We start from the raw sequence: 26,645 nt of genomic DNA, 5'->3' as shown, positions 1-26,645 counted from the left end.
TCCTAGCCGGTGACGAGGCGCAGCGCGCGCTTCTCGAAGACCTTGAGCACCTGCTTCAGATCGTGGCCGCGCTTCAGCACGAGGCCCGTCGCGGCTACGACGCTGTAGGCGCCTTGTCGGCGCGCGAGCTTCGGGCGCTTCTCGATGCGGAACAGCGGTTGCTCGCTCGTACGCCTGTGGACGGCGAAGACGGCGACGTCGCGCGTCGAGCCGATCGCGTAGTCGCGCCATTCGCCCTCGACGACCTTGCGGCCATAGACGGTGAGGATCGCGTCGAGCTCGGCCCGATTGAAGAATATGTCGGGCTCGCGGAGCTGTTTCGGCGGCGTCTGCGTCGACGAAATGACGAGGCTGAGCGAGCCGCGCTCGCTATCGGGCCTTCCCTCGGCGCTGTCGGTCATGCGCGGCAGTCCTCCCATATTGCGGGCTTGCCGTCGCGGCCGAAACCGCTCTCGCGGGAGCGGATTTCCGCCTTTCGCAGGCTTTTCCCGATCGGGCCCATAATCACAATATTGCCTTTTTTCAGCCCTTGCGAGGCCACACTGGGCAACCATTCTATCACCGTTGCCTCACTGGCCCGGTCCTCATGGAAGTTCCGGTATCATCAGCCCCCCCAGCCCCACCGGGATGGATTTAGGGGACCGGGCCACCCCTTCAAGGCAATGTTCCCCGCTTTCGATGCTTGCGCTGCCCGGTCCTCCACCCGGGCGGCGTCTGCATGCGCGCATGGCGCACGATGAAACATCTTTCACTTGAGGGGTTCATTGCCTTGGCCTACACATCTCGGAGCCCATTTCGAGATCCTTGGCAGGGGGAGGCGAGGCTCGAGGCATGTGCCCGATCCTCCAGGAGCAGGCGTCATCGTTCAGTCCAGCATGCAGACGGCGAATAACAGGGTTGCCGAAGGCGAGGAAATGATCGTCATCGACGGGTTGGTGAAGCGTTTCGGGCCTTTCACGGCGGTCGACGGCATCAGTTTCAGCGTCTCGCGCGGCGAGGTACTCGGCTTTCTTGGGCCGAACGGCGCGGGCAAATCCACGACGATGAAGATGGTCACCGGATTTCTCGCGCCGAGCGAGGGAGCGGTCTCGATCTGCGGACACGACATCGCCACCGAACAGCTCGCCGCCCAGCGCATGATCGGCTATCTGCCCGAAGGCGCGCCCGCCTATGGCGACATGACACCGCGCGGCTTCCTCAAATTCATCGCCCGGATCCGCGCGCTTTCCGGCGCCGCCGCCGACAGGGCAATCGCCGAGGCCGTGGAGGCGACGGAGCTTCAGGGCGTTCTCGACCAGCCGATCGACACGCTCTCCAAGGGGTTCCGCAGGCGCGTCGGTCTTGCCCAGGCGATCCTGCACAATCCGCCCGTCCTCATCATGGACGAGCCGACCGACGGCCTCGACCCGAACCAGAAGCACGAGGTCCGCAAGCTCATCGCCCGCATGGCGGCGGAGAAGGCGATCATCATCTCGACCCATATTCTCGAAGAGGTCGACGCCATCTGCACGCGCGCGCTCATCATCGACCGCGGCCGCATCGTGGCCGATGGTACGCCCGCCGAACTCATCTCGCGCTCGCGCTACCATAATGCCGTGTCGCTGACCGTCGGCGGCCAGATGACGGCGGCGGCGGCCGAGACGCTGAAGGCGCTTCCCGGCATCGAGAGCATCGAGATCCATCCGCGCGGCAGCGAGACGACCTTCACGCTCTTCCCGCTGCGCGAGGCGAGCGCAGCGGGCGTCAAGCTCATCGACGCGGTGGCCGCCCTCGCGCATGAGATGAACTGGCCGGTGCGCACGCTTTACGGCGAGCCCGGCCGCCTGGACGAGGTCTTCCGCAAGCTCACGCGCTCCGATACGGCCGACAATCAGGAAAAGAACGCCGCATGAGAGAGCTTGCAGCCATCTTCCGCCGCGAGCTTGGCGGCTATTTCGCGACGCCGCTCGCCTTCGTCTTCATCGTGATCTTTCTCTTCACGATGGGCGCCTTCACCTTCTACATGGGCGGCTATTTCGAGTCCGGCCAGGCCGATCTCCAGATCTTCTTCAATTTCCACCCCTGGCTCTATCTCTTCCTCATTCCGGCGATCTCGATGCGTCTCTGGGCGGAAGAGCGGCGCACGGGCTCGATCGAGCTTCTGCTGTCGCTGCCCATTCCGCTCTGGGCGGCGGTGCTCGGCAAGTTTCTCGCCGCATGGGCCTTTTCCGGAATCGCGCTCGCGCTCACCTTTCCGATGTGGCTCACGGTCAACTATCTCGGCAATCCGGACAATGGCGTGATCGTCGCGGGCTATATCGGCAGCTTCTTCATGGCGGGCGGCTATCTTGCCATCGGTTCGTGCCTGTCGGCGACGACGAAGAACCAGGTCATCGCCTTCGTTATCAGCGTCGTCGTCTGCTTCCTCTTCACGGTCGCGGGTCTTCCGCTCGTCACCGATTTCTTTGCGAGCTGGGTGCCGCAGGAGGTGCTGAACACCATCGCCTCCTTCTCCTTCCTCACCCATTTCAGCGCCATCACGCAGGGCGTCATCGATCTGCGCGATGTCATCTACTTCTTCACGCTGATCGCCACATGGCTCATCGCCTGCGGCATCGTCGTCGACATGAAGAAGGCGGGGTAGGGCCATGCTGAAGTCGCTGAACCGCACACATCTGCGTTCGAGCTACAGCGTGGCGACGCTGGCGCTCCTTGCCGTCTTCTTCATCGCGGTCAATCTCTTCTCGAACATCGTCTTCCGCTCGGCGCAGGCCGATCTCACGCAGAACCGCCTCTTCACGCTTTCGCAGGGCACCGAAAACGTGCTGGCGAAAATCGACGAGCCGATCACGCTCAAATTCTTCTATTCGGAATCGCTCGCGACCGATTTTCCGCAGATCAGGACCTATGCGAACCGCGTCCGTGACCTGCTGCAGGAAATCCGCGCCCGCTCGCATGGCAAGGTGATCCTGCAGGTCATCGACCCCGAGCCCTTCTCCGAGCAGGAAGACCTCGCCATGTCGCTCGGCCTCAAGGGCGCGCGGACGACCGAGGGCGAAGTCATCTATTTCGGTCTGGTCGGCACCAATCTCGTCGATGGCATCGAGGCGGTTCCCTTCTTCTCCTCGGCCCGCCAGCAATATCTCGAATATGACGTGACGCGGCTCATCCAGAATCTGAGCCGCCCGAAGAAGCCCGTGCTCGGCATCGTCACGAACCTGCCGATGGATACGGGCGCCGGCGGGCTCATGGAGGCGATGCGCGGCAATTCGCAGCCCTTCATGATCTATCAGGAGCTTCAGAACCGCTTCGAGATCAATTTCCTCGAGCAGAAATTCGTCAAGGTGCCGAGCAAGGTCGATGTGCTGCTGATCGCCCATCCGCGGCAGCTCGATGACAGTACGCTCTACGCTATCGACCAGTTCGTGATGCGTGGCGGCCGCGTCATGGCCTTTGTCGATCCGCATTCGGAAGTGAGTCTCACGGCGGGGCCTGGCGGCCAGCCCGTGCAGGGCTATACGGAGGCATCGAACCTCGAGCCGCTCCTGACCACATGGGGCGTCGAGTTTGATCCGAAGCATGTCGTCGGCGACCGCGACCTCGCCATGCGCGTGCAGACGGGGCTCGATGCGCGGCGGCAGACGAGCGACTATGTGCTCTGGCTCACAGTGCCGAAGTCCAATCTCGATCAGGACGACATCGTGACGGCGAATGTCGATCATCTGAACTTCGCCACGGCGGGTGCTCTCTCGCCGGCCAAGGGCGCGAGCACGAAGTTCACGCCGCTCATCTGGTCGACGGAGGATTCCGAGCTTTACGATCTCGACTATGTGAAGTCGGGCCCGACGCCGGACGATCTCCTCAACCGCTTCAAGGCCGACAATCAGCGCCATGTCATCGCGGCGCGGGTTTCGGGTCCGTTGAAGAGCGCCTTCACGACGACGCCCCCGCCGCCGACCGGCGTTTCGGAGAAGAGCCAGACTTCGGATGCGGCCGACAAGCCGGACGAATATATCGGCGCGACGAAGAGCGACGCCAATATCATCGTCGTTGCCGATTCCGATATTTTCGATGACCGCTTCTGGGTCCAGATCCAGAGCGACGGCGCCGACCGTGTGGCGCAGCCCTTCGCCGACAATGCGAAGTTCATCCTGTCGGCCATCGACAATCTCATGGGCTCGGACGATCTCATCTCGCTCAGAGCGCGCGAGCGCGCCGACCGGCCGTTCGTCGTCGTCGATAATCTGCGGCGCGAGGCCGACCGGCAGTTCCTCGCCGAGCAGGAGAGGCTCAAGGCGAAGATTTCCGAAACCGAGCGGCGGCTTGCCGCGCTTCAGACCGAGGGCCCGAACGGCGCGGTGGAGCAGTCTTCCGATCCGCATGCGCAGGAGGAGGTCGCGCAGTTCCGCGCCGAGCTTCTCCAGAGCCGCAAGGCGCTGCGCGATGTCGAGCGCAACCTTCGCCGCAATATCGACCGGCTGGCGACCGAGGTGCGGTTCGTCAATGTGGCGCTGATGCCGATTCTCGTCGCGGGGCTCGCGCTCGTGCTGGCCGTCATCCGCCATCGCCGCCGCAAGGCGCGCGCGGCCAAGGGGGTGTGAGCGTGGCGACCGATTTCCGAACCGTCTGGACCAATCGTCCGCTTCGCAATCTTCTGCTGCTTGCGCTCGCAACGCTTGTCGCCGTGGTCGCGGCGAGTTTCGCCGTCGTCACGCAGGAGCGCGGCGTGCGCGTCCGGTTCGAGCCGCGGGCGATGTTCCCGGGACTCGAGACGCAGCTCGACCGCGTGTCCAAGGTCACCTACACGCTCGGCCGCGGCATCAGGGGCGTCGACAAGATCACGCTCGAGCGCGCGCCCGGCGGCAAGTGGACGGTTGCCAACCGCAAGAACTATCCCGCCCAGCAGGATCTCGTGCAGAAGCTCCTCATCGGCGTTTCGGAGATCAATCTCTACGAGCCGCGCACGGCGCGGGCCGAATGGCACCGCAATCTCGGCCTGCTCGCGCCCGAGGATCTCGGCACGGCGACGCGGGTCGAGTTCTTCGATGCCAAGGGCGAGCGCATGGCCGCGCTTCTCGCGGGCAAGGTGCCCGATCAGACGGGAGATGCGCGCGGGCAGGGCATGATCTATGTGCGGCGCGACGGCGAGGACCAGACCTATCTCGCACGGGGGCGGCTGCCGCTCTTCCAGTCGGCGCAGGAATGGCTCGATACGAAATTCCTCGACGTTGCGCGCAGCGAGATCGCCCGCGTCACGCTCTGGGCGGATACGGACAATCCGATCGTCATCAGCAGGGCTTCGGCCGACGACAACGACTTCGTGCTGGAAAACATTCCGAAGGGTCGGGTCACGCGCGGCGCGCCGATCGTCAATGGCGCGGCGACGACGATCGTCGATCTCACATTCGACGATGCGGTCCCCGCAGGTTCGCTCGACTTCACGGCGATTTCGCCCAAGGCCGTTTTCGAAACCTTCGACGGGCTGCGCCTGACGATCGAACTCACGGGCGGCGGCGGCGCGCTGTGGGCGAAGGTCACGGCGGCGGCCGATCCGGCGATCGCCCGGCCGGGCGCCGACCTGAAGGCCGCCGACGCCAAGGCGGCGGAGATCAACGCGCGGGTCAAGGACTGGCTCTACAAGCTGCCGCAGCAGGCGGGCAATCAGCTCACCCAGTCGATGGATCAGCTCACGCATGAGGCGGGGCTCGAAAACTGATACCGGCCATTGGCATCGCCACGGCGCGATGCATGTCTTCCGGTTGCCGCAAGCGCGCAGCATGACAAACAAAAAGGGCGCTCCCGAAGGAGCGCCCTTTTCATTTTCAGATGATGTGCGCGTTACGCGGCGAGGCGACGCAGCACATATTGCAGGATGCCGCCATTGGCGTAGTAGTCGAGCTCGTCCTGCGTGTCGATGCGGCAGAGGAGGTCGATCGCCTTCTTCGTGCCGTTCTTGAAGGTGATGACGGCCTTGACCCTGGCGCGCGGCTTCACGCCCTTGAGGCCCTCGATCGTCACCGTCTCCGAACCGTCGAGGCCGAGCGACTGCCAGCTCTCGTCACCGACGAACTGGAGCGGCGCAACGCCCATGCCGACCAGGTTCGAGCGGTGGATGCGCTCGAAGCTCTGCGCGATGACGGCCTTGACGCCGAGAAGCATGGTGCCCTTCGCCGCCCAGTCGCGCGACGAGCCGGTGCCATACTCCTTGCCCGCGAAGATGACGAGCGGAACGCTGCGGCGCTTGTACTCCATCGCCGCGTCGTAGATCGGCATCTGCGTGCCTTCCGGCTCGAGCTTCGTCAGGCCGCCTTCGATCCCCCTCAGCATCTGGTTCTTGATGCGGATGTTGGCGAAGGTGCCGCGCATCATCACTTCGTGATTGCCGCGCCGCGCGCCATAGGAGTTGAAGTCCTGAGCGCCGACCTGCTTGGCGTTCAGATAGGCGCCGGCCGGGCTCTGCACCTTGATGTTGCCGGCGGGCGAGATGTGGTCGGTCGTGATCGAATCGGCGAAGAGGCCGAGGATGCGCGCGTTCTTCACATCTTCCATCGGCGAGAGATCGCGCGACAGATGCTCGAAATAGGGCGGGTTCTGGACATAGGTGCTGTCGCCGTCCCAGTCATAGGTGAGGCCGCCCGTGACCTTGATCGCCTGCCAGTGCGCATCGCCGTCGAAGACGTTGGCGTAGCGCTTGCGGAACATCTCCGGCGTCACGCAGCCGCGCACCGTCTCGACCACTTCGCTCGTGCTCGGCCAGATGTCCTTCAGATAGACCGGCTGGCCGTTCGAGCCCGTGCCGAGCGGCTCCTTCGTGAGGTCGATCCGCGTCGAACCGGCGAGCGCATAGGCGACCACCAGCGGCGGCGAGGCGAGATAGTTCGCCTTGACGTCGGGCGAGACGCGGCCCTCGAAGTTGCGGTTGCCCGAGAGAACGGCCGAGGCGACGAGATCGTTCTTGTTGATCGCCTGGCTGATCTCGGTCGGGAGCGGACCCGAATTGCCGATACAGGTCGTGCAGCCATAGCCGACGAGGTTGAAGCCCATGGCGTCGAGATCGGCCTGGAGCCCCGACTTCGTCAGGTAGTCGGTGACGACCTGGGAGCCCGGCGCGAGCGAGGTCTTGACCCAGGGCTTCACCTTGAGGCCGAGACGGCGCGCATTGCGGGCGACGAGGCCGGCGGCTACGAGCACGTTCGGGTTCGAGGTGTTGGTGCAGGAGGTGATGGCGGCGATCACCACGTCGCCATGACCGATATCGAAATCCTTGCCTTCGACCGGCACGCGCGTCTTCGCCTGACCGGGCTTGCCGAATTCCTTTTCGAGCGCGGTGGCGAAATTCGACGCGACGTCGGTGAGCGCGACGCGATCCTGCGGGCGCTTCGGACCGGCGAGCGAGGGGACGACCGTCGAGAGATCGAGCTCGATCGTGTCGGTGAAGACCGGATCGGGCGTGTTCGTCTCGCGGAACATGCCCTGCGCCTTCGCATAGGCTTCGACCAGCGCCACGCGCTCGTCAGAGCGGCCCGTGGCCTTGAGGTACTTCAGCGTCTCGTTGTCGATCGGGAAGAAGCCGCAGGTCGCGCCATATTCCGGCGCCATGTTGGCGATGGTGGCGCGATCCTCGAGCGTCAGGTTGTCGAGGCCCGAGCCGAAATATTCGACGAACTTGCCGACGACGCCCTTCTTGCGGAGCATCTGCGTGACGGTGAGCACCATGTCGGTCGCGGTCACGCCGTCATTGAGCTTGCCCGTGAGCTTGAAGCCGATGACTTCGGGGATGAGCATGGAGACCGGCTGGCCGAGCATGGCGGCCTCCGCCTCGATGCCGCCCACGCCCCAGCCGAGAACGGCAAGGCCGTTGACCATCGTGGTGTGGCTGTCGGTGCCGACGCAGGTGTCGGGATAGGCGATCTCTTCCTTGCCTTCCTTCTTCGTCCAGACGGTCTGCGCCAGATATTCGAGGTTCACCTGGTGGCAGATGCCGGTGCCCGGCGGCACGACGCGGAAATTGTCGAACGCCTTGGAGCCCCAGCGCAGGAATTCGTAGCGCTCGCGGTTGCGCTCATATTCGATGTCGGTGTTCTGCTTGAAGGCGAGCGGCGTGCCGAACTTGTCGACCATGACCGAGTGGTCGATGACGAGGTCGACGGGCACGAGCGGGTTGATGCGCTTCGGATCGCCGCCGAGATTCTTCACGGCATCGCGCATCGCGGCGAGGTCGACAACGGCGGGAACGCCGGTGAAGTCCTGCATCAGCACGCGGGCCGGGCGGTAGGCGATCTCGCGGTCCGACGTGCGATCCTTGAGCCACTTCTTCATGGCGCGGATATCGTCGGCGGTGACGGTGCGGCCATCCTCGAAGCGCAGAAGATTCTCAAGCAGCACCTTCAGCGAAAAGGGCAGGCGCGAAATGCCATTGAGCCCGTTCTTCTCGGCCGCCTTGAGGCTGTAAAAGGTGTAGCTGCGCTTGCCGACCTTCAGCACCTGCCGGGCGGCGAAGCTGTTGCCGCCGGACTGCGCCTTCTTCGCGGGCGCGGCCTTCCTTGCGGCGGGTTTCTTTGCAGGCGCGGCCTTCTTTGCAGCCGGCTTCTTCGCGGGAGCCGCCTTCTTCGCGGCAGGCTTCCTTGCGGGCGCGGCCTTGCTGGCGGCTACTTTCTTCGCCGCAGGCTTCTTCGCAACGGGCTTCCTGGCGGGGGCGGCTTTCTTTGCCGGCGCTGCCTTCTTGGCGGCGGGCTTTTTCGCAACCGGCTTCTTGGCGGGCGCGGCCTTCTTCACGGGAGCGGCCTTCTTCGCAGCGGGCTTCTTCGCGGGAGCCGCCTTCTTTGCCGGAGCAGCCTTCTTCGCAGCCGGCTTCTTCACGGCCGCTGCCTTCCTGGCGACGGGCTTCTTCGCAACGGGCTTCTTTGCCGCTGCTTTTGCCTTCGCCACGGGCTTCTTCCGGGCTGCGGGTTTCGTCGCTGCAGGTTTTGCAGACTTCGCTGCGGGCTTTTTCGCGGCAGGCTTCTTCACCGCCTTCGCTTTAGCCGGGGCTTTTCTCGCCATTCCAAAGTTCCTTGATGCTGCCGGCCCGGGCTGGCGGGAGAGGGGCCTCGAGGGGTGCCCGCGCGGAGAATGCGCCGGGGCCCCGGATCGCCGCCGCTTTACGCCGATGGGCCTATATGCTTAACGCGCGAGACTATAATGTCTTTCGAGTGTGAAGGCTATGCTTCGCCCGCCGGATGACGGGTGATAATGAATGTGCGGTTGAGAAGCGGGGAGAGCGCCATGGCAGCGGTTCGTGTAGAGAAAGATGGTCCGGTCACGACGGTCATTCTGAGCCGCGCCGACGTGAAGAATGCGGTCGACAGGCCGACGGCGGTGGCGCTTGCCGATGCGTTTCTCGAATTTGAAAAGGACGAGGCGGCGCTGGTCGCCGTCTTCGCGGGCGATCACGGTACATTTTGCGCGGGCGCCGATCTGAAGGCGGTGTCGGAAGGCGCCGCCCAGGGGCGCGGCGGCGACGGACTGCCCCGCAGCAATCGCACCACGCCGCCCGGAACCGGCCTCGACTTCGATCGGCTCGCGGCCGACGGTCCCATGGGCCCGTCGCGCATGGTGCTCTCGAAGCCCGTGATCGCGGCCGTTTCGGGCTATGCGGTCGCGGGCGGGCTCGAACTCGCGCTCTGGTGCGACATGCGGGTCGTCGAGGAGGATGCGCAGATGGGCGTCTTCTGCCGCCGCTGGGGCGTGCCGCTCATCGATGGCGGCACGGTGCGCCTGCCCCGCCTCATCGGCCATTCCCGCGCGATGGATCTCATTCTCACCGGCCGCGCGGTCGGCGCGGAGGAGGCGCTCGCCATGGGGCTTGCCAATCGCATCGCGCCGAAGGGGCAGGCCCGCGCGGAGGCCGAACGCCTCGCCGCCGACATCGCGCGCTTCCCGCAGCTTTGCCTCCGCCACGATCGCATGTCGGCCTATGAGCAATGGGACCTGCCCTTCGATCGGGCGATGGCCAATGAATTCGAGCATGGCCGCAAGGTTCTGGCCTCGGGCGAAACCTTCAAGGGCGCGGCGCGCTTCGCAAGTGGCAAGGGGCGGGGCGGAAGGTTCGATGAAATCTGAGAGCGGCGCGCCCGTTTCCCCCCTGCGCCTCACGGCGGAGAACCTTGCCTGCCAGCGCGGCGGGCGGGTGGTCTTCCGGCGCCTGTCCTTCGAGGTCCAGGCGGGCGAGGCGCTTGTCGTGACGGGTCCCAATGGCGCGGGAAAATCGAGCCTCCTGCGCCAGATCGCCGGCCTCGTCGAGATCGCGGAAGGCCGCCTCGCGCTCGCTGGCGGCGATGCCGAACGGAGCCTGCCGGAGCAGGCGCATTATGTCGGCCATCTCGATGCGCTGAAGCCCGCCATGAGCGTGCGTGAGACAGCGGAATTCTGGTCTGATTTTCTCGACGGCGATGAAGGCGACATCGGCCATGCGCTCGAACGGCTCGATCTCGCGGGCCTGACGGCGCTTCCCGTCGCCTATCTTTCCGCCGGCCAGCGGCGGCGGCTTGCCCTGTCGCGTCTTCTGCTCGCGCCGCGCCCGCTCTGGCTCCTCGACGAGCCGAGCGTCGCCCTCGACCGGGCGAGCCTTGCCCGGCTCACCGCGCTCATGGAAGCGCATCTCGCGGAAGGTGGGATCATCGTCGCGGCGACCCATCAGGAACTCGGGCTTGCGAGCGCGCGGCCTCTCGTCCTCGGTCCGCAGCGCGCGGCCGCGGAGGCGCCGGCATGATGCGCGCCTTTCTGAGCCTCATCCGGCGCGACACGAAACTTGCCATCCGCATCGGCGGCGGCGGCGGCATGGCGGTATTCTTTTTCCTTGTCGTTATTTCCATCGTGCCGCTCGGCGTCGGGCCCAATCTGAAGCTGCTGGGGCAGATCGCGCCGGGGATGCTCTGGGTGGCGCTTCTGCTTTCGGCGCTGCTGACGCTCGACCGGCTCTTTCAGGCCGATTTCGAGGATGGCTCGCTCGATGTGATGATGGCGGGCGCATTGCCGCTCGAATTCGTGGCGGCGGCGAAGGCGGTCAGCCACTGGCTCACCACGGGCATGCCGCTCGTCATCGCGGCGCCGCTTCTCGGGCTTCTGCTCAATCTCGATGTCGCGGCCTTCTGGCCGCTGATCCTCGCCATGCTTGTCGGGACGCCCGCCTTGAGTTTCCTCGGTACGGTTGGCGCGGCGCTCACCGTCAGCGTCCGGCGCGGGGGGCTTCTCGCCTCGCTTCTCGTCATTCCCTTCTATATCCCCGTGCTCATATTCGGCGTCGGGGCGGCGGGCGGCGCCTCGGCGGTCGAAGGCGCGGGGCGGCAGAGCCTTCTCCTCCTTGCCGCGGTGGCGCTTGTGAGCCTCGTTCTCGGGCCGGTCGCCTCGGCGGCGGCGCTCAGGGCCAATCTCAGATGAAGGGCTCGCAAGAGCGCGACATGCGCGGCAAAATGACCGCCGCCATCCCTTGCCCTTGGAAGGATAGGACAGCTAAATGGCGGGCATGTCCGAGCTGACCGCGATCCAGAGGTTTCATGCCTTCGCCAATCCGGCGCGCTTCATGGCGTTGTCGGACCGGCTGATCATGCCTTTCGGCCTCATCACTGCGGCGCTGCTCGCCGCCGGGGTCTATCTTTCGCTCTTCGTCGCGCCGCCCGACTACCAGCAGGGCGAGACGGTGCGGATCATGTACATCCATGTGCCCGCGGCCTGGCTCGCCATGTTCGGCTACATGACCATGGCGGGCGCATCGGCGGTGGCGCTCGTCTTCCGCCATCCGCTCGCCGACATGTGCGCGAAGTCGGCCGCGCCGCTCGGCGCCGCCTTCACCTTTCTCGCGCTCGTCACCGGCTCGCTCTGGGGCCGGCCCATGTGGGGCGCATGGTGGGTGTGGGATGCGCGCCTCACCTCGATGCTGATCCTGCTCTTTCTCTATCTCGGCTACATGGCGCTCTGGGCGACGATCGAGGAGCCGATCCGCGCCGGACGCGCGGCGGCAGTGCTCGCGCTTGTCGGCTCGATCAACGTGCCGATCATTCATTACTCCGTCGTCTGGTGGAACACGCTGCACCAGCCGGCGAGCGTCTTCCGCATCGGCGGCCCGACGATCGCGACCTCGATGCTGGTGCCGCTTCTCGTCATGGCGCTCGGCTTCACCTTCTTCTTCGTGACGCTGCTTCTCGTCCGTATGCGTGCGGAAATCCTGAGGCGGCGGGTCAGGGCGCTGCGCCTCGCGCGGACCGAGCCCGTGGGCGAGGAGGGCTAGGCGATGGCGGCGTTTCTCGACATGGGCGGCTATGCCGTCTTCATCTGGCCCTGCTATGCCATCGCGGCCGTCGTCATGATCGGCCTCGTGGTGCAGAGCCTCGCCGATCTCAGGACGCAGCGGCGGCTGGTGAGCGAACTCGAAGCAGGCGAGCAGGTGCGTCCGCGCGCTCGCGCTCGCTCGGGGAGCGGCCGTCCATGAGGCTTTCGGCGCTCATCCCGGCGGGGCTCTTCATTCTCGTCGCGGGCTTCTTTCTCATCGCCATCTATCGCGGCGATCCCTCGCAAGTGCCTTCGGCGCTCATCGGGCGCCATGTGCCGGAGTTCACGCTCGCGCCTGTCGAGGGGCTCGATCTGCCGGGGCTTTCGGATCGGGATTTCGGGCAGGGCAAGCCCGCCATCGTCAATGTGTTCGCTTCGTGGTGCGTACCGTGCCGGCAGGAGCATCCCGTGCTCGTCGAGCTGAAGCGGATCGCCGGCGCGCCTCTCTATGCGATCAACTACAAGGACAGCCCGGAAGCGGCGCGCCGCTTCCTTGGCGAGCTTGGCAATCCCTATGAGCGGATCGGCGCCGACCGGGCGGGCCGCACCTCGATAGACTGGGGTGTATATGGTGTGCCGGAGACCTACATCGTCGATGGCGAAGGGCGCATCGCTTACAAGCATGTAGGTCCGCTGACGCCGGAGATCGTCAGCGAGAAAATCCTGCCGGCGCTCGAAGCCGCCCGCGTTGCGAAGGCGGGAGACTGAGCGCCGGCTCGATTCGATCTCAGGACGCCTTGCGACGCCCGCCCGCGGCGCGCTTCGCCGCCGGAGCCTTGCGCGGCGCTGCCGCCTGCCGCTTCGCCTTGGGCGTCGCCGGCTTCTCTGCCGTCTTAAGCTGCTCGATCGCGCCGGCGAGACTGCTCAGGCCACGAAGCAGCTCGGTCTGCGCTGTCTTGGGCAACAGATCGAGCAGAGCCTTTTCCGCCTGGAAGGCGCGCGGCATCGCGCTCGTCAGAGCGCGACGTCCCGCCGCCGTCAGACGCACGGCGTTGGCGCGCGCATCTTCCGCGGTGCGCTTGCGGGCGAGAAGACCGTTGCCGATCATGCGGCTGATCATGTCCGCAAGAGTCGAACGGTCGATGCCGGTCCTGTTGACGAGATCGGTCTGGCTCAGGCCCTCTTCCTCGTTCACCGCGAAGAGCACGATGAACTGGCGCGGCGTGATCGTGCTGGCGCCCATATGCTGGACGAACTGATCATAGGCAAACTGCTGGGCGCGCCGCAGAAGATGGCTGAGAGAACTCTCAAGCTCATAACTACCCGACGACTTTCTGGCTGCCATTTTTGAGAACCTCCGGTACAAGTGCGGGAACCTCGTTCACTGGACCGGGTTCCATTCGCATGAAGAACAAGCCGCGCGGACTTCATTCGATCCTGCCGCTTCGTGGAGCCACGCCGTTGGCTCAATCCTGCGCGCAATAATATGCTCATATGTACCCGACTAATGGCTTGATGCAAGAGGCGGCTGAGGGGCAAAAGGCGCATCGTGCTCTCCGATGTCGGAAGATGTCGGTCCATGGCGCGATTTGGACATAATGTACGCTCAACACGGCGAGCCGGCGGGCATATTCGGCTGAGTTCCGTGGACGGATCAAAGGAAAGTGAAATGCCGGATTTTCCCGAAAAGGGCAGCCGCCCGGCGCCGCAGGGCGCCATGAAGCATCGCGAGCCGGGATCGGAGCGCGAGATGCTCTTTGCGCGGCGTGTGCCAACCGGGGACAGCCAGCCGCGCGACATCTGCGGGCATTGCGGTTTTATCCATTACGATAACCCCAAAATAGTCGTGGGCTCGGTCGTCACTCACACCACCGGGAGCGATGGCGAGCGCTTCCTGATGTGCCGGCGCGCCATCGAACCGCGCAAGGGCTTCTGGACGCTGCCCGCCGGCTTCATGGAACATGGGGAGACGACGGAGGATGGCGCAAGGCGCGAGGCGAGGGAGGAGGCGAACGCCGACATCCGTATCCGCGACATGCTGGCGATCTACAACATTCCGCGCATCGGACAGGTGCAGATCATGTATCGCGCCGAGCTTGCCTCGCCGAGCTTCTCGGCGGGTCCGGAAAGTCTCGAGGTCGCGCTTTTCAAATGGGAGGACATCCCCTGGGGCGAGCTTGCTTTCCCCAGCGTCCATTGGGCGTTGACGCAGTTTCGCGCCGCTGCGGGACAGACGGTGATCGCGCCCTTCACCAATCCGGAAGGCGAAACCGGCGGAAGGTTCCCGCCGCGCGCGCCCTGATCCTCCCCAGAATATTCTGGCTCCAAAGCTCCGTTCACGGCATCCTCCCGCTCGGGCCGGCGGGGGCCGGCCCCGATATCGTTCGATGGCGGGGAGGGGAAGATCGTGGCGGAGAGCATCTTGTCGCGCGCGCGGGCACGAGGAATGTCGCCGGAAGAGCGGAAGGTCGTTTTCGCCTCCTCGCTCGGCACCATGTTCGAGTGGTACGACTTCTTCGTCTATGGCGCGCTCGCCGCCATCTTCTCCAAACAGTTCTTTGCCGGGGTCAACGACACTGCAGCGTTCATTTTTGCGCTGCTGGTTTTTGCCGCCGGGTTTGCCGTCCGGCCGTTCGGCGCTCTCGTCTTCGGGCGGCTCGGCGATCTCGTCGGGCGCAAATACACCTTCCTCGTCACCATCCTCATCATGGGGTTTTCGACGGTCTTTGTCGGCCTCCTGCCGACATATGAGACGGCGGGCATTCTCGCGCCTGTCGGTCTTGTGGCGCTCCGCATGCTGCAGGGCCTTGCGATCGGCGGCGAATATGGCGGCGCGGCCACCTATGTCGCCGAACATGCGCCGCCCGGCAAGCGTGGCGCCTACACATCCTGGATCCAGATGACGGCGACGGCCGGTCTCTTTCTCTCGCTGCTCGTCATTCTCGGCTGCCGCGCCGTCATCGCGCCCGAAGCGTTCGACGCCTGGGGCTGGCGCGTTCCGTTTCTCATGTCGGCGCTTCTGCTTGCCATATCGGTGTGGATACGGCTGAAGCTCGACGAGTCACCCATCTTCAAGCGCATGCAGAAGGAGGGGAAGGGATCGAAGTCGCCGCTGCGCGATTCATTCGCCAAATGGTCCAATCTCAAGATCGTCCTTCTGGCGCTGTTCGGCCTTTCCATGGGCGAGGCGGTGGTCTGGTACACGGGCCAGTTCTACGCCCTCATCTTCCTGACGCAGGTGCTCAAGGTCGAACCGCAGACGGCGAATATTCTCGTCGCGGGGGGGCTCGTGATCGGAACGCCCTTCTTTGTCATCTTCGGCTGGCTCTCAGATCATATCGGGCGCAAGCCGATCATCATGGCGGGCTGCCTTCTCGCCGCGCTCACCTATTTCCCGATCTTCAAGGCGATCACCCATTACGCCAATCCGGCTCTCGAGCTTGCGCAGATGAGCGCGCCGGTAACGGTCGTCGCCGATCCGAAGGGATGTTCCTTCCAGTTCAATCCCGTCGGCACCGCCGCCTTCACCTCGTCCTGCGATGTCGCCAAGAGCGCCCTCGTCAAGCGTGGCGTGCCCTATGACAACGAGGCAGCACCCGCAGGCGCGCCGACGCAGATCCATGTCGGTGGCGTCGTCATTCCCTCGTTCGATGCGAAAGGCGAGAACGCGAAGGCAGAGGCGGCCGCCTTCGACGAAGCGCTCACCCGCGCGCTCGCGCAGGCGCGCTATCCCGCCAAGGCCGATCCGCATCGCATCAACGAGGCGATGGTGATCCTTCTCATCGGTATTCTCGTGATCTTCGGCGCGCTGACCTATGGGCCGATCGCGGCGATGCTGGTGGAACTTTTTCCGGCGCGCATCCGCTACTCGTCGCTTTCGCTTCCCTATCACATCGGCAATGGCTGGTTCGGTGGCTTCATGCCGCCCGTCGCCTTCGCCGTCATCGCGGCGACGGGGAACATGTATGACGGGCTCTGGTATCCGGTGATCATCGCCGCCGTGACCTTCGTCATCGGCATGCTCTTCCTGCCAGAGACGAAGGATCGAAGCATCCATCACGAGGGCTGATGTGAAGCACGCGACAGCGGCGGCGCTCGACCGTCTCGAACCGCTTCTCGCCTCGTTGCGGAAGATCGAAGGGCTGAACGAGCGGTCGTGCGGCGTCTTCTACCGGAAGGGCAGGGCATTCCTGCATTTTCACGAGGACCCGGAAGGGCTATTCGCCGATCTGCGGGAGGGCGGCGAATTCGTGCGCCATCGCGTCTCGACCGTGGCGGAGCGGAAGCGGTTTCTCGCGGCGGTGAAAAAGAGCGTCTAGTCGGCCGCGGGCGAGTCCGGCGCTTTTTCCGTTTCCGGCGCGGCGTATTTCCTGAAGACCGGGAGCTGCGTCATGGCGAAGGCCATGGTGAGCGGCATGATGCCGAAGAGCTTGAAGCCCGCCCAGAATTCGGTCGAGAAATTCCGCCAGACGATTTCGTTGATCGCCGCGAGGACGATGAAGAAAAGGCCCCAGCGTCGCGTCAGCACCATCCAGCCTTCGTCGGTGAGGTCGAGCGCGCCGTCGAAAAGCCGCTTCAGAAGCGGGTAGCCCGCCCAAGATGCGCCCAGAAGCGCGCCCGCGAAAAGCAGGTTCACCAGGGTCGGTTTCACCTTGATGAAGGTCTCGTCGTGAAGAACGAGGGTCAGCGTGCCGAAGACGAGAACGAAGACGCCGGTGACGAGCGGCATGGTCGGAATCTTGCGGAAGCGCGCATAGGAATAGAGAAGCGAGGCCACAGTCGCGGCCATGAAGCCGCCCGTCGCATAATAGATGTTGCCGGACGCCGGGCCGCCGAAAATCGCGTCGGCGCGCGCGTTCAGGAGAAAGAAGACCGCAAGCGGCCCCAGCTCCAGAAGCATGCGCAGGCCCTGACCGGCGGCTTTTCCATTCGCGCTCATGCCGTCAGCTCGCTCCCGTGATCGCGCGGGCAAACGCATCCGCCTCGAAGGTCTGGAGATCGTCGATCTGCTCGCCGACGCCGATCATGTGGACGGGGAGGTCGAAGCGGCTCGCAATGGCGACGAGAATGCCGCCGCGCGCCGTGCCGTCGAGCTTCGTCATCACGAGGCCGGTGACATTGGCGATCTTGCCGAAGATCTCGACCTGGTTGACGGCATTCTGGCCAGTCGTCGCATCGAGGACGAGAAGCGTCGCATGGGGCGTCTCGGGATCGAGCTTGCGCATGACGCGCACGATCTTTTCCAGTTCGGCCATGAGGTCGGTCTTGTTCTGGAGGCGGCCGGCGGTGTCGATGAGAAGGAGGTCGGTTCCTTCCTGCTTGGCGCGGGCAAGCGCCTCATAGGCAAGCCCGGCCGCGTCGCCGCCGACCTTGGTGGTCACGACCGGCGCGCCGATGCGCTCGCCCCAGACCTTGAGCTGCTCGACGGCCGCCGCGCGGAACGTGTCGCCGGCGGCGAGCATCACGCTCTTGCCGTCGCGTTTGGCGCGGGCGGCGATCTTGGCCGCCGTCGTCGTCTTGCCGGCGCCATTGACGCCGACCATGAGCACGACGAAGGGCTTTTTCGAGGCGTCGATGACGAAGGGCTTTTCGACCGGCGCGAGAACCTTGGTGATCTCGTCGGCAAGAATCGTGCGGATTTCCTCCGGCGTCACTTCCTTGTTGTAACGGTCGCGGCCGACGGCCTCGGTGATGGCAAGCGCCGTATCGACGCCGAGATCGGCGGCGATGAGCAGCTCCTCCAGCTCGTCGAGCGTCGCCTGATCGAGCTTTCTCTTCGTGAAGATGCCGGTAATGCCGTCGGAAATGGTTCGCGTCGAGCGCGCGAGCCCTTCCTTCATCCGCTGAAAGAGGGAACGCTTCTTCTGCTGCTCCTGCACTTCGCCCGTCTCGTTCATGCCGCACACTGGCCCTGGAAGGAGACGCCATCATGGGCGGCGAGGCGGACGTCGAGGATCTCGCCGGGGCGCACACTCGCATTGACGAGGTGAACGGGCGTGAACTGGTTCGTGCGGCCGAGCGTCTCGCTTTCCATGAGCACGGTCCGCGTCGAACCGACGCCCTCCTCGAGGTGGAGGCGGACACGCTCGGCGCCCTTGGCGCGCAGGCGCTCGGCGCGGGACTTGATGATGGCGCGATCGACCTGCGGCATGCGCGCGGCGGGCGTGCCGGGACGCGGCGAGAAGGGGAAGACATGCAGCCAGGTGAGGCCGCATTCATCGACGAGGCGCAGCGTGTTCTCGAACATCTCCTCGGTCTCGGTCGGGAAGCCCGCAATGAAATCGGCGCCGAAGACGATGTCGGGCCGGAGGCGGCGGGCCTCGGTGCAGAAGCGGATCGAGTCCTCGCGCAGATGCCGCCGCTTCATGCGCTTCAGGATCATGTTGTCGCCCGACTGGAGCGAGAGATGGAGGTGCGGCATCAGCCGCTCCTCCTCGGCGATGAGGCGCATGAGTTCGTCGTCGGCCTCGATCGAATCGATTGAGGAAAGCCTCAGTCGCTCGAGTTCCGGCACGAGCTTCAGGATGCGGCGGGCGAGATTGCCAAGGCTCGGATGGCCGGGAAGGTCGCTGCCATAGGAGGTGATGTCGACGCCGGTGAGCACGACTTCCCTGTAGCCGGCCTCGACGAGGGTGCGGACCTGCGCCACGACCTCGCCCGCGGCGACGCTGCGCGAATTGCCGCGGCCATAGGGAATGATGCAGAAGGTGCAGCGATGGTCGCAGCCGTTCTGCACCTGCACGAAGGCGCGGGCGCGGCCTTCGAAGCCATGGACGAGATGGCCTGCCGTTTCGCGCACCGACATGATGTCGTTGACGATGACCTTTTCGTTCGAGTGGAGAGCGACGGCAGGCTGCCAGCTCTCGGCCTTCATCTTCTCGTCATTGCCGAGAACGAGATCGACCTCGGGCATCTGCGCGAATTCGGCGGGCGCGATCTGCGCCGCGCAGCCGGTGACGATGATGCGCGCGTCCGGGTGCTCGCGGCGCGCCTTGCGGATCGCCTGGCGCGCCTGGCGCACGGCCTCGTTCGTCACCGCGCAGGTGTTGAAGATGATCGCGCCTTCGAGCCCGGCCTTTTCGGCATGTTCCTTCATCACCTCGGATTCATAGGCGTTGAGGCGGCAGCCGAAGGTGACGACATCGGAGTGCTTCTTCATGCCACGACTCCACCGGAGAGAAGGCGCGGATCGAGGTCGCCTTCAAACTCGAAGGTGACCGGGCCCGTCATGTAGACGTGATTGTCCGCCCCGCGCCATTCGATCTCGAGATCGCCGCCGGGAAGCGTGACCGTCACCTTGCGCGCCGTGAGGCGCTTGCGAACGCCGGCGACGGCGGCGGCGCAGGCGCCCGTGCCGCAGGCGAGCGTGAGACCGGCGCCGCGCTCCCAGACGCGGAGCTTGATGTGATCGGGGGCGAGGACTTCCGCAACCGAGATGTTGGCGCGCTCGGGAAAGAGCGGATGGTTCTCGAGCATGGGGCCGATGCGAGCGAGGTCGATCGCATCCGCATCCTTCACGAAGAAGATCGCGTGCGGATTGCCCATGCTGACGACGCCGGGCGAATGCATGACCGGATTGCCGAGGGGCCCGACCTCAAGCTCGATCGAGCGCGTGTCGGCGAATTCCTCCGACAGCGGGATCTCGTTCCACTTCAGCCTCGGCTCGCCCATGTCGACAGTGATGCGCCCGTCGCCCGCATCGAAGCAGACGACCGGCCCCGAAGGCGTCTCGAGGCGGATTTCCTTCCTGCCGGTCTCGTCCATGAGCAGCCGGCCGACGCAGCGCGTGGCATTGCCGCAGGCGCCGACCACCGAGCCGTCGGCATTGCGGATGCCCATATAGGCGTCGCCGTCGCCGCGCGGGCGCTCGATGGTGATGAGCTGATCGCAGCCGACGCCCTTTTCGCGGTCGGCGATGGCGCGGGTCTGCGCTTCGGAGAGGGCAAGCGGCGTCTCGCGGACGTCCAGCACGACGAAGTCGTTGCCGAGCCCGTTCATCTTCCGGAAATGCGTGCGCGCGGTCACCATGATGGCCGCTTATATGGCGCTTTTCGCCCCGAAATGCCAGTTGATTGCCGCTTTGTGGGCGGCCGCTCTGGCGGTTAGTGTCACCATGTTGCCACTTGTTGATGCCACTGGGCTGCCAAAGGAGGAACGGCATGCAGGAATTGTTGCCCATCGCGGAGAGGATCGGGGCGCGGCTCAAGGAGCGCGGCGAAACCATCGCCGTCTCGGAATCCTCGACCGGCGGGCTCATGTCGGCGGCGCTTCTGTCGGTTCCGGGGGCGTCGGCCTATTATCTCGGCGGCGCCGTCGTCTATACGCAGAAGGCGCGGCGCGTGCTCATCGACCTTCCCGACGAGGCCATCGTCGCGGCAAAGGCGCAGAAACCCTTGAGCGAGCCCTTCGTCCTGCTTCTCGGCCGGACGCTCCGGGCCGAGTTTGCGGCCGACTGGGCGCTTGCCGAGATTGGCGCCACGGGCCCTGTGGGCAGCCGTTACGGAGACCCGGCCGGCACGGGCTGCCTCGCCCTTGTGGGGCCGGTCGAGCAGAGCCTTACCGTCTCCACGGGCAGCGACGACCGCATCGCCAATATGCGCGCCTTCGCCCGGACCGGGCTTGAACTCCTCCTGAAAAATCTTATTTGAAATCAGGCGGTTATCTTTAGGTGGTCCGTTGCCGGGCGTTAAGCCCGGCGCCTGTCGGGAGATTTCGGCATGAATCAGAACCCGCATCTCAATCCCTTCGAGGCGCGCCTTCGGGACAAGCCGAGGCCGCTTGCCTCTCTCGGCCGTCTCGCCTCGCAGTTCAAGGCGCAGAACGAGGGCGGTCTTGCCAGTCTTCTCTATCGCGAGGCGGCGATGAGGCAGAAGGCGGCGCGCGAGGCCGTGCGGCGGGCAAGGTTCCCGCGCGGCGAATTCCGGTAAATCGCCGGGCCGTGGCGGCGCCCCCGCGCTTCGTGCGCGGTTGACTCTCGCCCGCCGCGGCCCTAGTTTCCGCACCGACTTTCGGGACATTGTTGCGCCCCGATCCGCCCGAGGCATGGAGCCCGGGTCAACATCCGCCGACGAGGGTTCGTTCGCGGGTGCTTTTGTGCTTTGTGTGGACAGGACCGGCGAAAGCCCATGTTCGAAAACCTGACAGGCCGTCTCGGCGACGTCTTTTCCAAGCTCAGAGGGCGCGGCGCGCTCTCCGAGAAGGACGTCGACGAAGCCATGCGCGAGGTTCGCAGGGCGCTGCTCGAAGCGGATGTGGCGCTGCCGGTCGTCAAGGACTTCATCGACAAGGTGAAGGAGCGCGCCGTCGGCGCCGAGGTTCTCAAATCGGTGACGCCGGGCCAGCAGGTCATCAAGATCGTCCATGACGAGCTTGTCGAGATGCTGGGGGGCGCGGTCGACACTTCGATCTCGCTTCACGCGGCGCCGCCCGTCGCCATCATGATGGTCGGCCTCCAGGGCTCCGGCAAAACGACCTCGACGGCGAAGATCGCCCGCCGCTTCCAGGAGCGTGACAAGCGCCGCGTGCTCATGGCCTCGCTCGATACGCGCCGTCCGGCCGCGCAGGAGCAGCTCAAGATTCTCGGCGAGCAGACCGGCGTGCCCACGCTGCCGATCATCGCCGGCCAGCAGCCGGTGCAGATCGCCCGCCGCGCGATCGAGGCGGCGCGTCTCGGCGGCTATGACATCGTCATGCTCGATACGGCCGGCCGTATCCATATCGACGAAGCGCTGATGGCCGAGGTCGCGGAGGTTCGCGACGCCGCCCAGCCGACGGAAACGCTTCTCGTCGCCGACAGCCTGACGGGACAGGACGCCGTCAATGTCGCCCAGCATTTCAAGGATCGCATCGGCGTCACCGGCATCGTCCTGACAAGGACGGATGGCGACGGGCGCGGCGGCGCGGCGCTTTCGATGCGCGCCGTCACGGGCGTTCCGATCAAGCTCCTCGGCACCGGCGAAAAGCTCGATCAGCTCGAGGATTTCCGGGCCGAGCGCGTGGCGGGCCGCATTCTCGGCATGGGCGACGTCGTCAGCCTCGTCGAAAAGGCGGCCGAGACGATCGACGCCGAGAAGGCGCAGAAGATCGCCGCCAGGATGAAGAAGGGCCAGTTCGATCTCGACGATCTGGCCGAACAGCTCGCGCAGATGAAGCGCATGGGCGGCATGAAGGGCGTGCTCGGCATGTTGCCCGGCGTCGCCAAGGCCCAGGCGCAGATGGCGAATGCGCATATGGATGACAGCATCATCAAGCGGCAGGCGGCGATCATCTCGTCGATGACCAAGGCCGAGCGGCGCAATCCGGCGCTGCTCAATGCCAGCCGCAAGCGGCGCATCGCGGCGGGCTCCGGCACCGAGGTGCAGGAGATCAACCGGCTGCTCAAGCTCCATCGCCAGATGGCCGACATGATGAAGATGATGGCGCGCCAGAAGGGCGGCGGCCTTCTCGGCAAGCTCTTCGGCGGCGGCATGCCGGAGCTTCCGCCGGAACTTGCGAATAATCCCGAGGCGCTGAAGGACATGCTGCCGAAGGGCGGCCTTCCCGGCGGGCTGCCGGGACTTTCGGGCGGCGGATTGCCGGGGCTTCCCGGCCTTCCGGGCGGCCGGCCCGGATTTCCCGGCTTGCCGGGTCTGCCCGCGGGCAAAAAGAAGAAATGAGTTTCGCGGGGAGCGCCCCCGCAATCGGTTCGGTTCCAGTTTCACTGAAAGGCAGAAACAAACATGGCTCTCAAGATCAGGCTCGCCCGTGGCGGCGCGAAGAAGCGTCCCGTCTACCGCATCGTCATCGCCGACACGCGCTCTCCGCGCGACGGCCGCTTCATCGAGAAGATCGGCACCTTCAATCCGACGCTTCCCAAGGATCACAAGGAACGCCTGGCGCTGGACCTCGAGCGTGCGAAGCACTGGCTCTCCGTCGGCGCCGTCCCGACCGATCGGGTCGAGCGTTTCCTCGATGGCGCGGGCCTCCTGAAGCGCACGCCGAAGAGCAATCCGGAAAAGGCGAAGCCCAAGGCGAAGGCGCAGGAGCGTCTGGCCGCCGCTGCCGCAGCCGCGGAAGAGGCGAAGGCCGCCGCCGAGGCTCCGGCCGAGGCCTGAGCACGGCTCGCGTCCACTGAGCCATGGCAGGCACGCAGCAGAAGAGGGTCTGTCTCGGCGTCATCGTGGGCGCGCATGGCGTGCGCGGCCTCGTGCGGGTGAAGCCCTTCACGGAGGAGCCGGAGGGGCTTGCTGCCTATGGGCCGGTCGAGACGAAGGACGGGTCGCGCCGCTTCGGGATCGAGGTGACGGGGCTTGCCAAGGGCACCGTCATCTGCCGGCTCGAAGGGGTCGGGGACCGGGACGAGGCGGAGCGGCTGCGCGGGACGGAGCTTTACGTCGATCGCGCGCGGCTCCCCGAGGCGGGTGACGAGGACGTCTGGTATCACGCCGACCTGATCGGGCTTGCGGCCATCGGCAAGGATGGGCGCGATTTCGGCAAGGTCGTCGCGGTACAAAATTTCGGCGCGGGCGATCTTCTCGAGATCGAGCGGCCGGAAGGCGGGCCGACGGTCTATCTGCCCTTCACGGGCGAGAATGTGCCCGTGATCGAACCCGAGGCCGGGCGGCTCGTCATCGATCCTCCGGGCGGCCTCTTCGACGAGGTGCCGGGCGAGGACGGCGCCGGGGAGGGCCGGAATGGCTGAGGCGTGGGAGGCCACGGTTCTGACGCTCTTCCCGGAGATGTTTCCGGGGCCGCTCGGCATTTCGCTGGCCGGGCGGGCGCTCGAGGCGGGCATATGGCGGCTCGATGCGGTGGACATACGCGACTTTGCGCGCGATAAGCACCGCACGGTCGACGATACGCCCTCGGGCGGCGGGCCCGGCATGGTCATGCGGGCCGATGTGATGGCGGCGGCGGTCGATGCGGTTCATCCCGCGCAATCGCTCAAGCCATTGATTTACTTGAGCCCTCGCGGCGCGCCGCTGACGCAGGCGCGCGTGAGGGAGCTGGCGGCGGGGCCGGGGGTCACGCTGGTCTGCGGGCGCTTCGAGGGGCTCGACGAGCGGGTCATCGAGGCGCGCGGCATGGAAGAGGTGAGCCTGGGGGACTTCGTGCTCTCCGGCGGGGAGCCTGCGGCGATCGCCCTGCTCGATGCGGCGGTCAGGCTTCTTCCCGGCGTGATGGGCAAGGAAGCCTCAGGCGAGGATGAGAGTTTCGAGAGCGGATTGCTCGAATATCCGCATTACACGCGGCCCCAGATTTTCGAGGGACGCGAGATTCCGGCGGTTCTGACCTCCGGTGATCACGGAAAGATCAAGGCCTGGCGGCGTGCCATGGCCGAGGCGTTGACGAAGGAAAGGCGGCCTGATCTCTGGGAGAAATTTCTCAAGAGAAAAGCCAAAGACAGTCGCCAGTGACATTGAAGTGTGATACTGAAGCGCGCTTCCGGACGGGTAAATCCCGGCAAGGCCCTTTCGGGCACGGGTCCGGCGCCTTCAATACCTGAGGTTAGACAGATGAATATCATTGAGCAGCTCGAGCAGGAGCAGATGGGAACGCTCTCCAACGGCAAGGAGATTCCCGATTTCGCGCCCGGCGATACGCTGATCGTCAATGTGAAGGTCGTCGAAGGCGAGCGTTCGCGCGTGCAGGCCTATGAGGGCGTGTGCATCGCCCGCTCGGGCGCCGGCCTCAACGAGAACTTCACCGTCCGCAAGATTTCCTACGGCGAGGGTGTGGAGCGCGTTTTCCCGATCTACAGCCCGCTCGTCGACTCGATCAAGGTGGTGCGCCGTGGCCGCGTGCGCCGCGCGAAGCTCTATTATCTGCGCGGGCGCCGTGGCAAGTCGGCCCGAATTGTCGAGAAGCAGGACAACAAAGCCCGCTCGCAAGAGAACGGCGCCGCCTGAATTCGTCCGCAGACGATAAGACGAGACGCATAAAGCGGGCAGGGCGCGAGCCCCGTGCCCGCTTTTCGCTTTCGACGCCTGCGAAAATGTGAATTGGGGAACCGACGGAGCCCGGGAATCGAACCGGATTCCGGCTCCCGGACAAGGAGTGAAGAAGATGGCTGCTCCACGCACCATGTACGACAAAATCTGGGATGCGCATCTCGTCGACATGCAGGAGGACGGCACCGGCCTCCTCTATATCGACCGGCATCTCGTGCATGAGGTGACGAGCCCGCAGGCATTCGAGGGTCTGCGCATGGCTGGCCGCAAGGTGCGCGCGCCCGAAAAGACGCTCGCCGTCGCCGATCACAACGTGCCGACGACCGACCGCTCCAAGGGCATCGCCGACGAGGAAAGCCGCATCCAGGTCCAGACGCTCGAGGACAATGCGCGCGAGTTCGGCATCCAGTATCTGGCGATGAGCGACAAGCGGCAGGGCATCGTCCATATCGTCGGGCCCGAGCAGGGTTTCACGCTCCCCGGCACCACCATCGTCTGCGGCGACAGCCACACCTCGACGCATGGCGCCTTCGGCGCGCTCGCGCATGGCATCGGCACCTCCGAGGTCGAGCATGTGCTCGCCACGCAGACGCTCATTCAGGCCAAGGCGAAGAACCTGCGCATCAATGTCGTCGGCAAGGCGCCGGAAGGCTTCACGGCGAAGGACATCGCGCTCGCCATCATCGGCCATATCGGTACGGCGGGCGGCACGGGCTATGTCGTCGAATATGCCGGCGAGGCGATCCGCGATCTTTCCATGGAAGGCCGCATGACCGTCTGCAACATGACGATCGAGGCGGGCGCGCGCGCCGGGCTCGTCGCGCCGGACGAGAAGACCTTCGAGTATTTCAAGGGCCGGCCGATGGCGCCGAAGGGCGACGCCTGGGAAAAGGCGGTTGCCTACTGGAAGACGCTGCCTTCCGACGAAGGCGCGCATTTCGACAAGGAAGTGACCGTCGATATCGCCAATCTGCCGCCGATGATCACCTGGGGCACGAGCCCTGAGAATGTCATCCGCATCACCGACCGCATTCCCGACCCGGCGAATGTCGCCGATGAGGGCAAGCGCCACGCCATGCAGCGCTCGCTCGAATATATGGGCCTCACGCCCGGCACGCCGATCACGGAGGTCAAGATCGACCGCGTCTTCATCGGCTCCTGCACCAATGGCCGCATCGAGGATCTGCGCGCGGCGGCGGCGATCGCAAAGGGCAAGAAGGTGGCCTCCACCGTCAGCGCCATGGTCGTTCCGGGCTCGGGCCTCGTGAAGGAACAGGCGGAGGCGGAAGGTCTCGACAAGATCTTCCTCGAGGCGGGCTTCGAGTGGCGCGAGCCGGGCTGCTCCATGTGCCTTGCGATGAACGCCGACAAGCTCGCGCCGGGCGAGCGCTGCGCCTCGACCTCGAACCGCAATTTCGAGGGCCGTCAGGGCCGCGGCGGGCGCACGCATCTCGTCTCGCCCGCCATGGCGGCGGCGGCGGCGATTGCGGG

General features: G+C 65.4%; 28 protein-coding genes. 21 read left to right on the top strand and 7 right to left on the bottom strand.

Translation table 11 applies throughout. From position 1 onward, the window contains the following. Nucleotides 1-2: 2 nt before the first annotated feature. Complete coding sequence (locus PKA57_RS11370; protein WP_324300618.1) at nt 3-401, bottom strand: DUF2794 domain-containing protein; 399 nt, start codon at nt 399-401, stop codon at nt 3-5. A 432-nt stretch (nt 402-833) separates the two neighbouring features. Here PKA57_RS11370 and PKA57_RS11365 point away from each other — a divergent pair, with 432 nt between their 5' ends. Genes PKA57_RS11365 through PKA57_RS11350 form a run of 4 tightly spaced genes read left to right on the top strand, consistent with a single transcriptional unit; the run spans nt 834 to nt 5,695 of the window. After that, nucleotides 834-1,892 carry an ABC transporter ATP-binding protein gene (locus PKA57_RS11365; protein ID WP_324300616.1) on the top strand — a complete coding sequence of 353 codons (1,059 nt, stop codon included), beginning with the start codon at nt 834-836 and terminating at the stop codon, nt 1,890-1,892. Next, complete coding sequence (locus PKA57_RS11360) at nt 1,889-2,623, top strand: ABC transporter permease subunit (RefSeq protein ID WP_324300613.1); 735 nt, start codon at nt 1,889-1,891, stop codon at nt 2,621-2,623. Before PKA57_RS11365 ends, PKA57_RS11360 begins: the two co-directional genes overlap by 4 nt. A 4-nt stretch (nt 2,624-2,627) precedes the next feature. Then, entirely contained in the window at nt 2,628-4,580 is a 1,953-nt protein-coding gene (locus tag PKA57_RS11355) for a Gldg family protein (RefSeq protein WP_324300611.1), read from the top strand. Between the two features lie 2 nt (nt 4,581-4,582). Next, nucleotides 4,583-5,695, top strand: a complete 1,113-nt coding sequence (locus PKA57_RS11350) for a DUF4340 domain-containing protein (protein ID WP_324300609.1) — start codon at nt 4,583-4,585, stop codon at nt 5,693-5,695. 122 nt (nt 5,696-5,817) lie between these two features. Here PKA57_RS11350 and acnA read toward each other — a convergent pair whose 3' ends face one another. After that, a complete protein-coding gene (acnA, locus tag PKA57_RS11345; RefSeq protein WP_324300607.1) occupies nt 5,818-8,907 on the bottom strand; it encodes an aconitate hydratase AcnA in 3,090 nt (1,029 codons plus the stop codon). Between the two features lie 336 nt (nt 8,908-9,243). On the opposite strand from acnA, the gene PKA57_RS11340 reads away from it, so the two are divergent. The 6 genes from PKA57_RS11340 (at nt 9,244) to PKA57_RS11315 (ending at nt 12,993) form a co-directional block, all read left to right on the top strand. Then, nucleotides 9,244-10,080, top strand: coding sequence for a crotonase/enoyl-CoA hydratase family protein (locus PKA57_RS11340; protein ID WP_324300606.1), 837 nt, complete (start codon nt 9,244-9,246; stop codon nt 10,078-10,080). 22 nt (nt 10,081-10,102) lie between these two features. Continuing rightward, a complete protein-coding gene (gene ccmA / locus PKA57_RS11335) occupies nt 10,103-10,729 on the top strand; it encodes a heme ABC exporter ATP-binding protein CcmA (RefSeq protein WP_324300621.1) in 627 nt (208 codons plus the stop codon). Continuing rightward, on the top strand, nt 10,726-11,397 hold the full coding sequence (gene ccmB / locus PKA57_RS11330; protein WP_324300604.1) for a heme exporter protein CcmB: 672 nt from the start codon (nt 10,726-10,728) through the stop codon (nt 11,395-11,397). The genes ccmA and ccmB overlap by 4 nt, the downstream gene beginning before the upstream one ends. 76 nt (nt 11,398-11,473) lie before the next feature. Further along, entirely contained in the window at nt 11,474-12,244 is a 771-nt protein-coding gene (locus PKA57_RS11325; RefSeq protein WP_324300601.1) for a heme ABC transporter permease, read from the top strand. 3 nt (nt 12,245-12,247) lie between these two features. Further along, nucleotides 12,248-12,445 carry a heme exporter protein CcmD gene (gene ccmD, locus PKA57_RS11320; protein ID WP_324300599.1) on the top strand — a complete coding sequence of 66 codons (198 nt, stop codon included), beginning with the start codon at nt 12,248-12,250 and terminating at the stop codon, nt 12,443-12,445. Next, entirely contained in the window at nt 12,442-12,993 is a 552-nt protein-coding gene (locus PKA57_RS11315; protein ID WP_324300597.1) for a DsbE family thiol:disulfide interchange protein, read from the top strand. The genes ccmD and PKA57_RS11315 overlap by 4 nt, the downstream gene beginning before the upstream one ends. Nucleotides 12,994-13,012: 19 nt before the next feature. On the opposite strand, the gene PKA57_RS11310 is transcribed toward PKA57_RS11315, so the two are convergent. Next, nucleotides 13,013-13,570, bottom strand: coding sequence for a MarR family winged helix-turn-helix transcriptional regulator (locus tag PKA57_RS11310; protein WP_324300595.1), 558 nt, complete (start codon nt 13,568-13,570; stop codon nt 13,013-13,015). Nucleotides 13,571-13,894: 324 nt separating this feature from the next. On the opposite strand from PKA57_RS11310, the gene PKA57_RS11305 reads away from it, so the two are divergent. The 3 genes from PKA57_RS11305 to PKA57_RS11295 all read left to right on the top strand — a co-directional run bounded on the left by PKA57_RS11305 (nt 13,895) and on the right by PKA57_RS11295 (nt 16,544). After that, complete coding sequence (locus tag PKA57_RS11305; protein WP_324300593.1) at nt 13,895-14,527, top strand: NUDIX hydrolase; 633 nt, start codon at nt 13,895-13,897, stop codon at nt 14,525-14,527. Nucleotides 14,528-14,671: 144 nt separating this feature from the next. Continuing rightward, on the top strand, nt 14,672-16,294 hold the full coding sequence (locus PKA57_RS11300; RefSeq protein ID WP_324300620.1) for an MFS transporter: 1,623 nt from the start codon (nt 14,672-14,674) through the stop codon (nt 16,292-16,294). A 1-nt stretch (nt 16,295) separates the two neighbouring features. Then, nucleotides 16,296-16,544 carry a hypothetical protein gene (locus tag PKA57_RS11295; protein WP_324300591.1) on the top strand — a complete coding sequence of 83 codons (249 nt, stop codon included), beginning with the start codon at nt 16,296-16,298 and terminating at the stop codon, nt 16,542-16,544. Here PKA57_RS11295 and PKA57_RS11290 read toward each other — a convergent pair. From PKA57_RS11290 to dapF, 4 genes are read right to left on the bottom strand one after another with little or no spacing between them, the layout of a single operon-like run. Then, the gene (locus PKA57_RS11290) at nt 16,541-17,164 is read right to left on the bottom strand and encodes a septation protein A (RefSeq protein WP_324300589.1); all 624 of its coding nucleotides are present in this window, start codon (nt 17,162-17,164) and stop codon (nt 16,541-16,543) included. The genes PKA57_RS11295 and PKA57_RS11290 overlap by 4 nt on opposite strands. Before the next feature lie 4 nt (nt 17,165-17,168). Next, entirely contained in the window at nt 17,169-18,122 is a 954-nt protein-coding gene (gene ftsY, locus PKA57_RS11285; RefSeq protein WP_324300587.1) for a signal recognition particle-docking protein FtsY, read from the bottom strand. After that, complete coding sequence (mtaB, locus tag PKA57_RS11280) at nt 18,119-19,384, bottom strand: tRNA (N(6)-L-threonylcarbamoyladenosine(37)-C(2))-methylthiotransferase MtaB (protein ID WP_324300585.1); 1,266 nt, start codon at nt 19,382-19,384, stop codon at nt 18,119-18,121. Before mtaB ends, ftsY begins: the two co-directional genes overlap by 4 nt. Beyond that, nucleotides 19,381-20,253 (bottom strand): diaminopimelate epimerase, encoded by an 873-nt coding sequence (gene dapF / locus PKA57_RS11275; protein ID WP_324300583.1) that lies wholly within the window; start codon nt 20,251-20,253, stop codon nt 19,381-19,383. The genes mtaB and dapF overlap by 4 nt, the downstream gene beginning before the upstream one ends. A 131-nt stretch (nt 20,254-20,384) precedes the next feature. On the opposite strand from dapF, the gene PKA57_RS11270 reads away from it, so the two are divergent. The 8 genes from PKA57_RS11270 to leuC form a co-directional block, all read left to right on the top strand. After that, nucleotides 20,385-20,873, top strand: a complete 489-nt coding sequence (locus tag PKA57_RS11270; RefSeq protein WP_324300581.1) for a CinA family protein — start codon at nt 20,385-20,387, stop codon at nt 20,871-20,873. A 69-nt stretch (nt 20,874-20,942) separates the two neighbouring features. Then, nucleotides 20,943-21,152, top strand: coding sequence for a hypothetical protein (locus PKA57_RS11265; RefSeq protein ID WP_324300580.1), 210 nt, complete (start codon nt 20,943-20,945; stop codon nt 21,150-21,152). 198 nt (nt 21,153-21,350) lie between these two features. Continuing rightward, the gene (ffh, locus tag PKA57_RS11260; RefSeq protein ID WP_324300577.1) at nt 21,351-22,880 is read left to right on the top strand and encodes a signal recognition particle protein; all 1,530 of its coding nucleotides are present in this window, start codon (nt 21,351-21,353) and stop codon (nt 22,878-22,880) included. Between the two features lie 63 nt (nt 22,881-22,943). Beyond that, nucleotides 22,944-23,318 (top strand): 30S ribosomal protein S16, encoded by a 375-nt coding sequence (rpsP, locus tag PKA57_RS11255; RefSeq protein ID WP_324300576.1) that lies wholly within the window; start codon nt 22,944-22,946, stop codon nt 23,316-23,318. Between the two features lie 23 nt (nt 23,319-23,341). Continuing rightward, a complete protein-coding gene (gene rimM / locus PKA57_RS11250) occupies nt 23,342-23,905 on the top strand; it encodes a ribosome maturation factor RimM (RefSeq protein WP_324300574.1) in 564 nt (187 codons plus the stop codon). Beyond that, nucleotides 23,898-24,620, top strand: coding sequence for a tRNA (guanosine(37)-N1)-methyltransferase TrmD (trmD, locus tag PKA57_RS11245; RefSeq protein WP_324300572.1), 723 nt, complete (start codon nt 23,898-23,900; stop codon nt 24,618-24,620). Before rimM ends, trmD begins: the two co-directional genes overlap by 8 nt. A gap of 99 nt (nt 24,621-24,719) precedes the next feature. After that, nucleotides 24,720-25,112: a 50S ribosomal protein L19 gene (gene rplS, locus PKA57_RS11240; RefSeq protein ID WP_324300570.1), complete on the top strand. Its 393-nt coding sequence runs from the start codon at nt 24,720-24,722 to the stop codon at nt 25,110-25,112. A gap of 157 nt (nt 25,113-25,269) precedes the next feature. Further along, nucleotides 25,270-26,645, top strand: a 1,376-nt coding sequence (leuC, locus tag PKA57_RS11235; protein WP_324300568.1) for a 3-isopropylmalate dehydratase large subunit, incomplete at its 3' end; no start/stop codon positions are given.

Source organism: Parvibaculum sp., assembly GCF_035325945.1.
Taxonomy (GTDB): Bacteria; Pseudomonadota; Alphaproteobacteria; order Parvibaculales; family Parvibaculaceae; genus Parvibaculum.
This window is presented reverse-complemented; position numbering and strand designations above follow the sequence as displayed.

What these genes read in the sequence shown, in the direction of transcription:
- ccmD (WP_324300599.1), top strand. Translation starts at nt 12,248, where the DNA reads ATGGCGGCGTTTCTCGACATGGGCGGCTATGCCGTCTTCATCTGGCCC.
- PKA57_RS11305 (WP_324300593.1), top strand. Translation starts at nt 13,895, where the DNA reads ATGCCGGATTTTCCCGAAAAGGGCAGCCGCCCGGCGCCGCAGGGCGCC.
- PKA57_RS11315 (WP_324300597.1), top strand. Translation starts at nt 12,442, where the DNA reads ATGAGGCTTTCGGCGCTCATCCCGGCGGGGCTCTTCATTCTCGTCGCG.
- ffh (WP_324300577.1), top strand. Translation starts at nt 21,351, where the DNA reads ATGTTCGAAAACCTGACAGGCCGTCTCGGCGACGTCTTTTCCAAGCTC.
- PKA57_RS11270 (WP_324300581.1), top strand. Translation starts at nt 20,385, where the DNA reads ATGCAGGAATTGTTGCCCATCGCGGAGAGGATCGGGGCGCGGCTCAAG.
- rpsP (WP_324300576.1), top strand. Translation starts at nt 22,944, where the DNA reads ATGGCTCTCAAGATCAGGCTCGCCCGTGGCGGCGCGAAGAAGCGTCCC.
- PKA57_RS11300 (WP_324300620.1), top strand. Translation starts at nt 14,672, where the DNA reads ATGTCGCCGGAAGAGCGGAAGGTCGTTTTCGCCTCCTCGCTCGGCACC.
- PKA57_RS11360 (WP_324300613.1), top strand. Translation starts at nt 1,889, where the DNA reads ATGAGAGAGCTTGCAGCCATCTTCCGCCGCGAGCTTGGCGGCTATTTC.
- rimM (WP_324300574.1), top strand. Translation starts at nt 23,342, where the DNA reads ATGGCAGGCACGCAGCAGAAGAGGGTCTGTCTCGGCGTCATCGTGGGC.
- ftsY (WP_324300587.1), bottom strand. Translation starts at nt 18,122, where the DNA reads ATGAACGAGACGGGCGAAGTGCAGGAGCAGCAGAAGAAGCGTTCCCTC.
- PKA57_RS11355 (WP_324300611.1), top strand. Translation starts at nt 2,628, where the DNA reads ATGCTGAAGTCGCTGAACCGCACACATCTGCGTTCGAGCTACAGCGTG.
- PKA57_RS11325 (WP_324300601.1), top strand. Translation starts at nt 11,474, where the DNA reads ATGGCGGGCATGTCCGAGCTGACCGCGATCCAGAGGTTTCATGCCTTC.
- PKA57_RS11310 (WP_324300595.1), bottom strand. Translation starts at nt 13,570, where the DNA reads ATGGCAGCCAGAAAGTCGTCGGGTAGTTATGAGCTTGAGAGTTCTCTC.
- PKA57_RS11370 (WP_324300618.1), bottom strand. Translation starts at nt 401, where the DNA reads ATGACCGACAGCGCCGAGGGAAGGCCCGATAGCGAGCGCGGCTCGCTC.
- mtaB (WP_324300585.1), bottom strand. Translation starts at nt 19,384, where the DNA reads ATGAAGAAGCACTCCGATGTCGTCACCTTCGGCTGCCGCCTCAACGCC.
- dapF (WP_324300583.1), bottom strand. Translation starts at nt 20,253, where the DNA reads ATGGTGACCGCGCGCACGCATTTCCGGAAGATGAACGGGCTCGGCAAC.
- PKA57_RS11340 (WP_324300606.1), top strand. Translation starts at nt 9,244, where the DNA reads ATGGCAGCGGTTCGTGTAGAGAAAGATGGTCCGGTCACGACGGTCATT.
- ccmB (WP_324300604.1), top strand. Translation starts at nt 10,726, where the DNA reads ATGATGCGCGCCTTTCTGAGCCTCATCCGGCGCGACACGAAACTTGCC.
- PKA57_RS11265 (WP_324300580.1), top strand. Translation starts at nt 20,943, where the DNA reads ATGAATCAGAACCCGCATCTCAATCCCTTCGAGGCGCGCCTTCGGGAC.
- trmD (WP_324300572.1), top strand. Translation starts at nt 23,898, where the DNA reads ATGGCTGAGGCGTGGGAGGCCACGGTTCTGACGCTCTTCCCGGAGATG.
- rplS (WP_324300570.1), top strand. Translation starts at nt 24,720, where the DNA reads ATGAATATCATTGAGCAGCTCGAGCAGGAGCAGATGGGAACGCTCTCC.
- PKA57_RS11290 (WP_324300589.1), bottom strand. Translation starts at nt 17,164, where the DNA reads ATGAGCGCGAATGGAAAAGCCGCCGGTCAGGGCCTGCGCATGCTTCTG.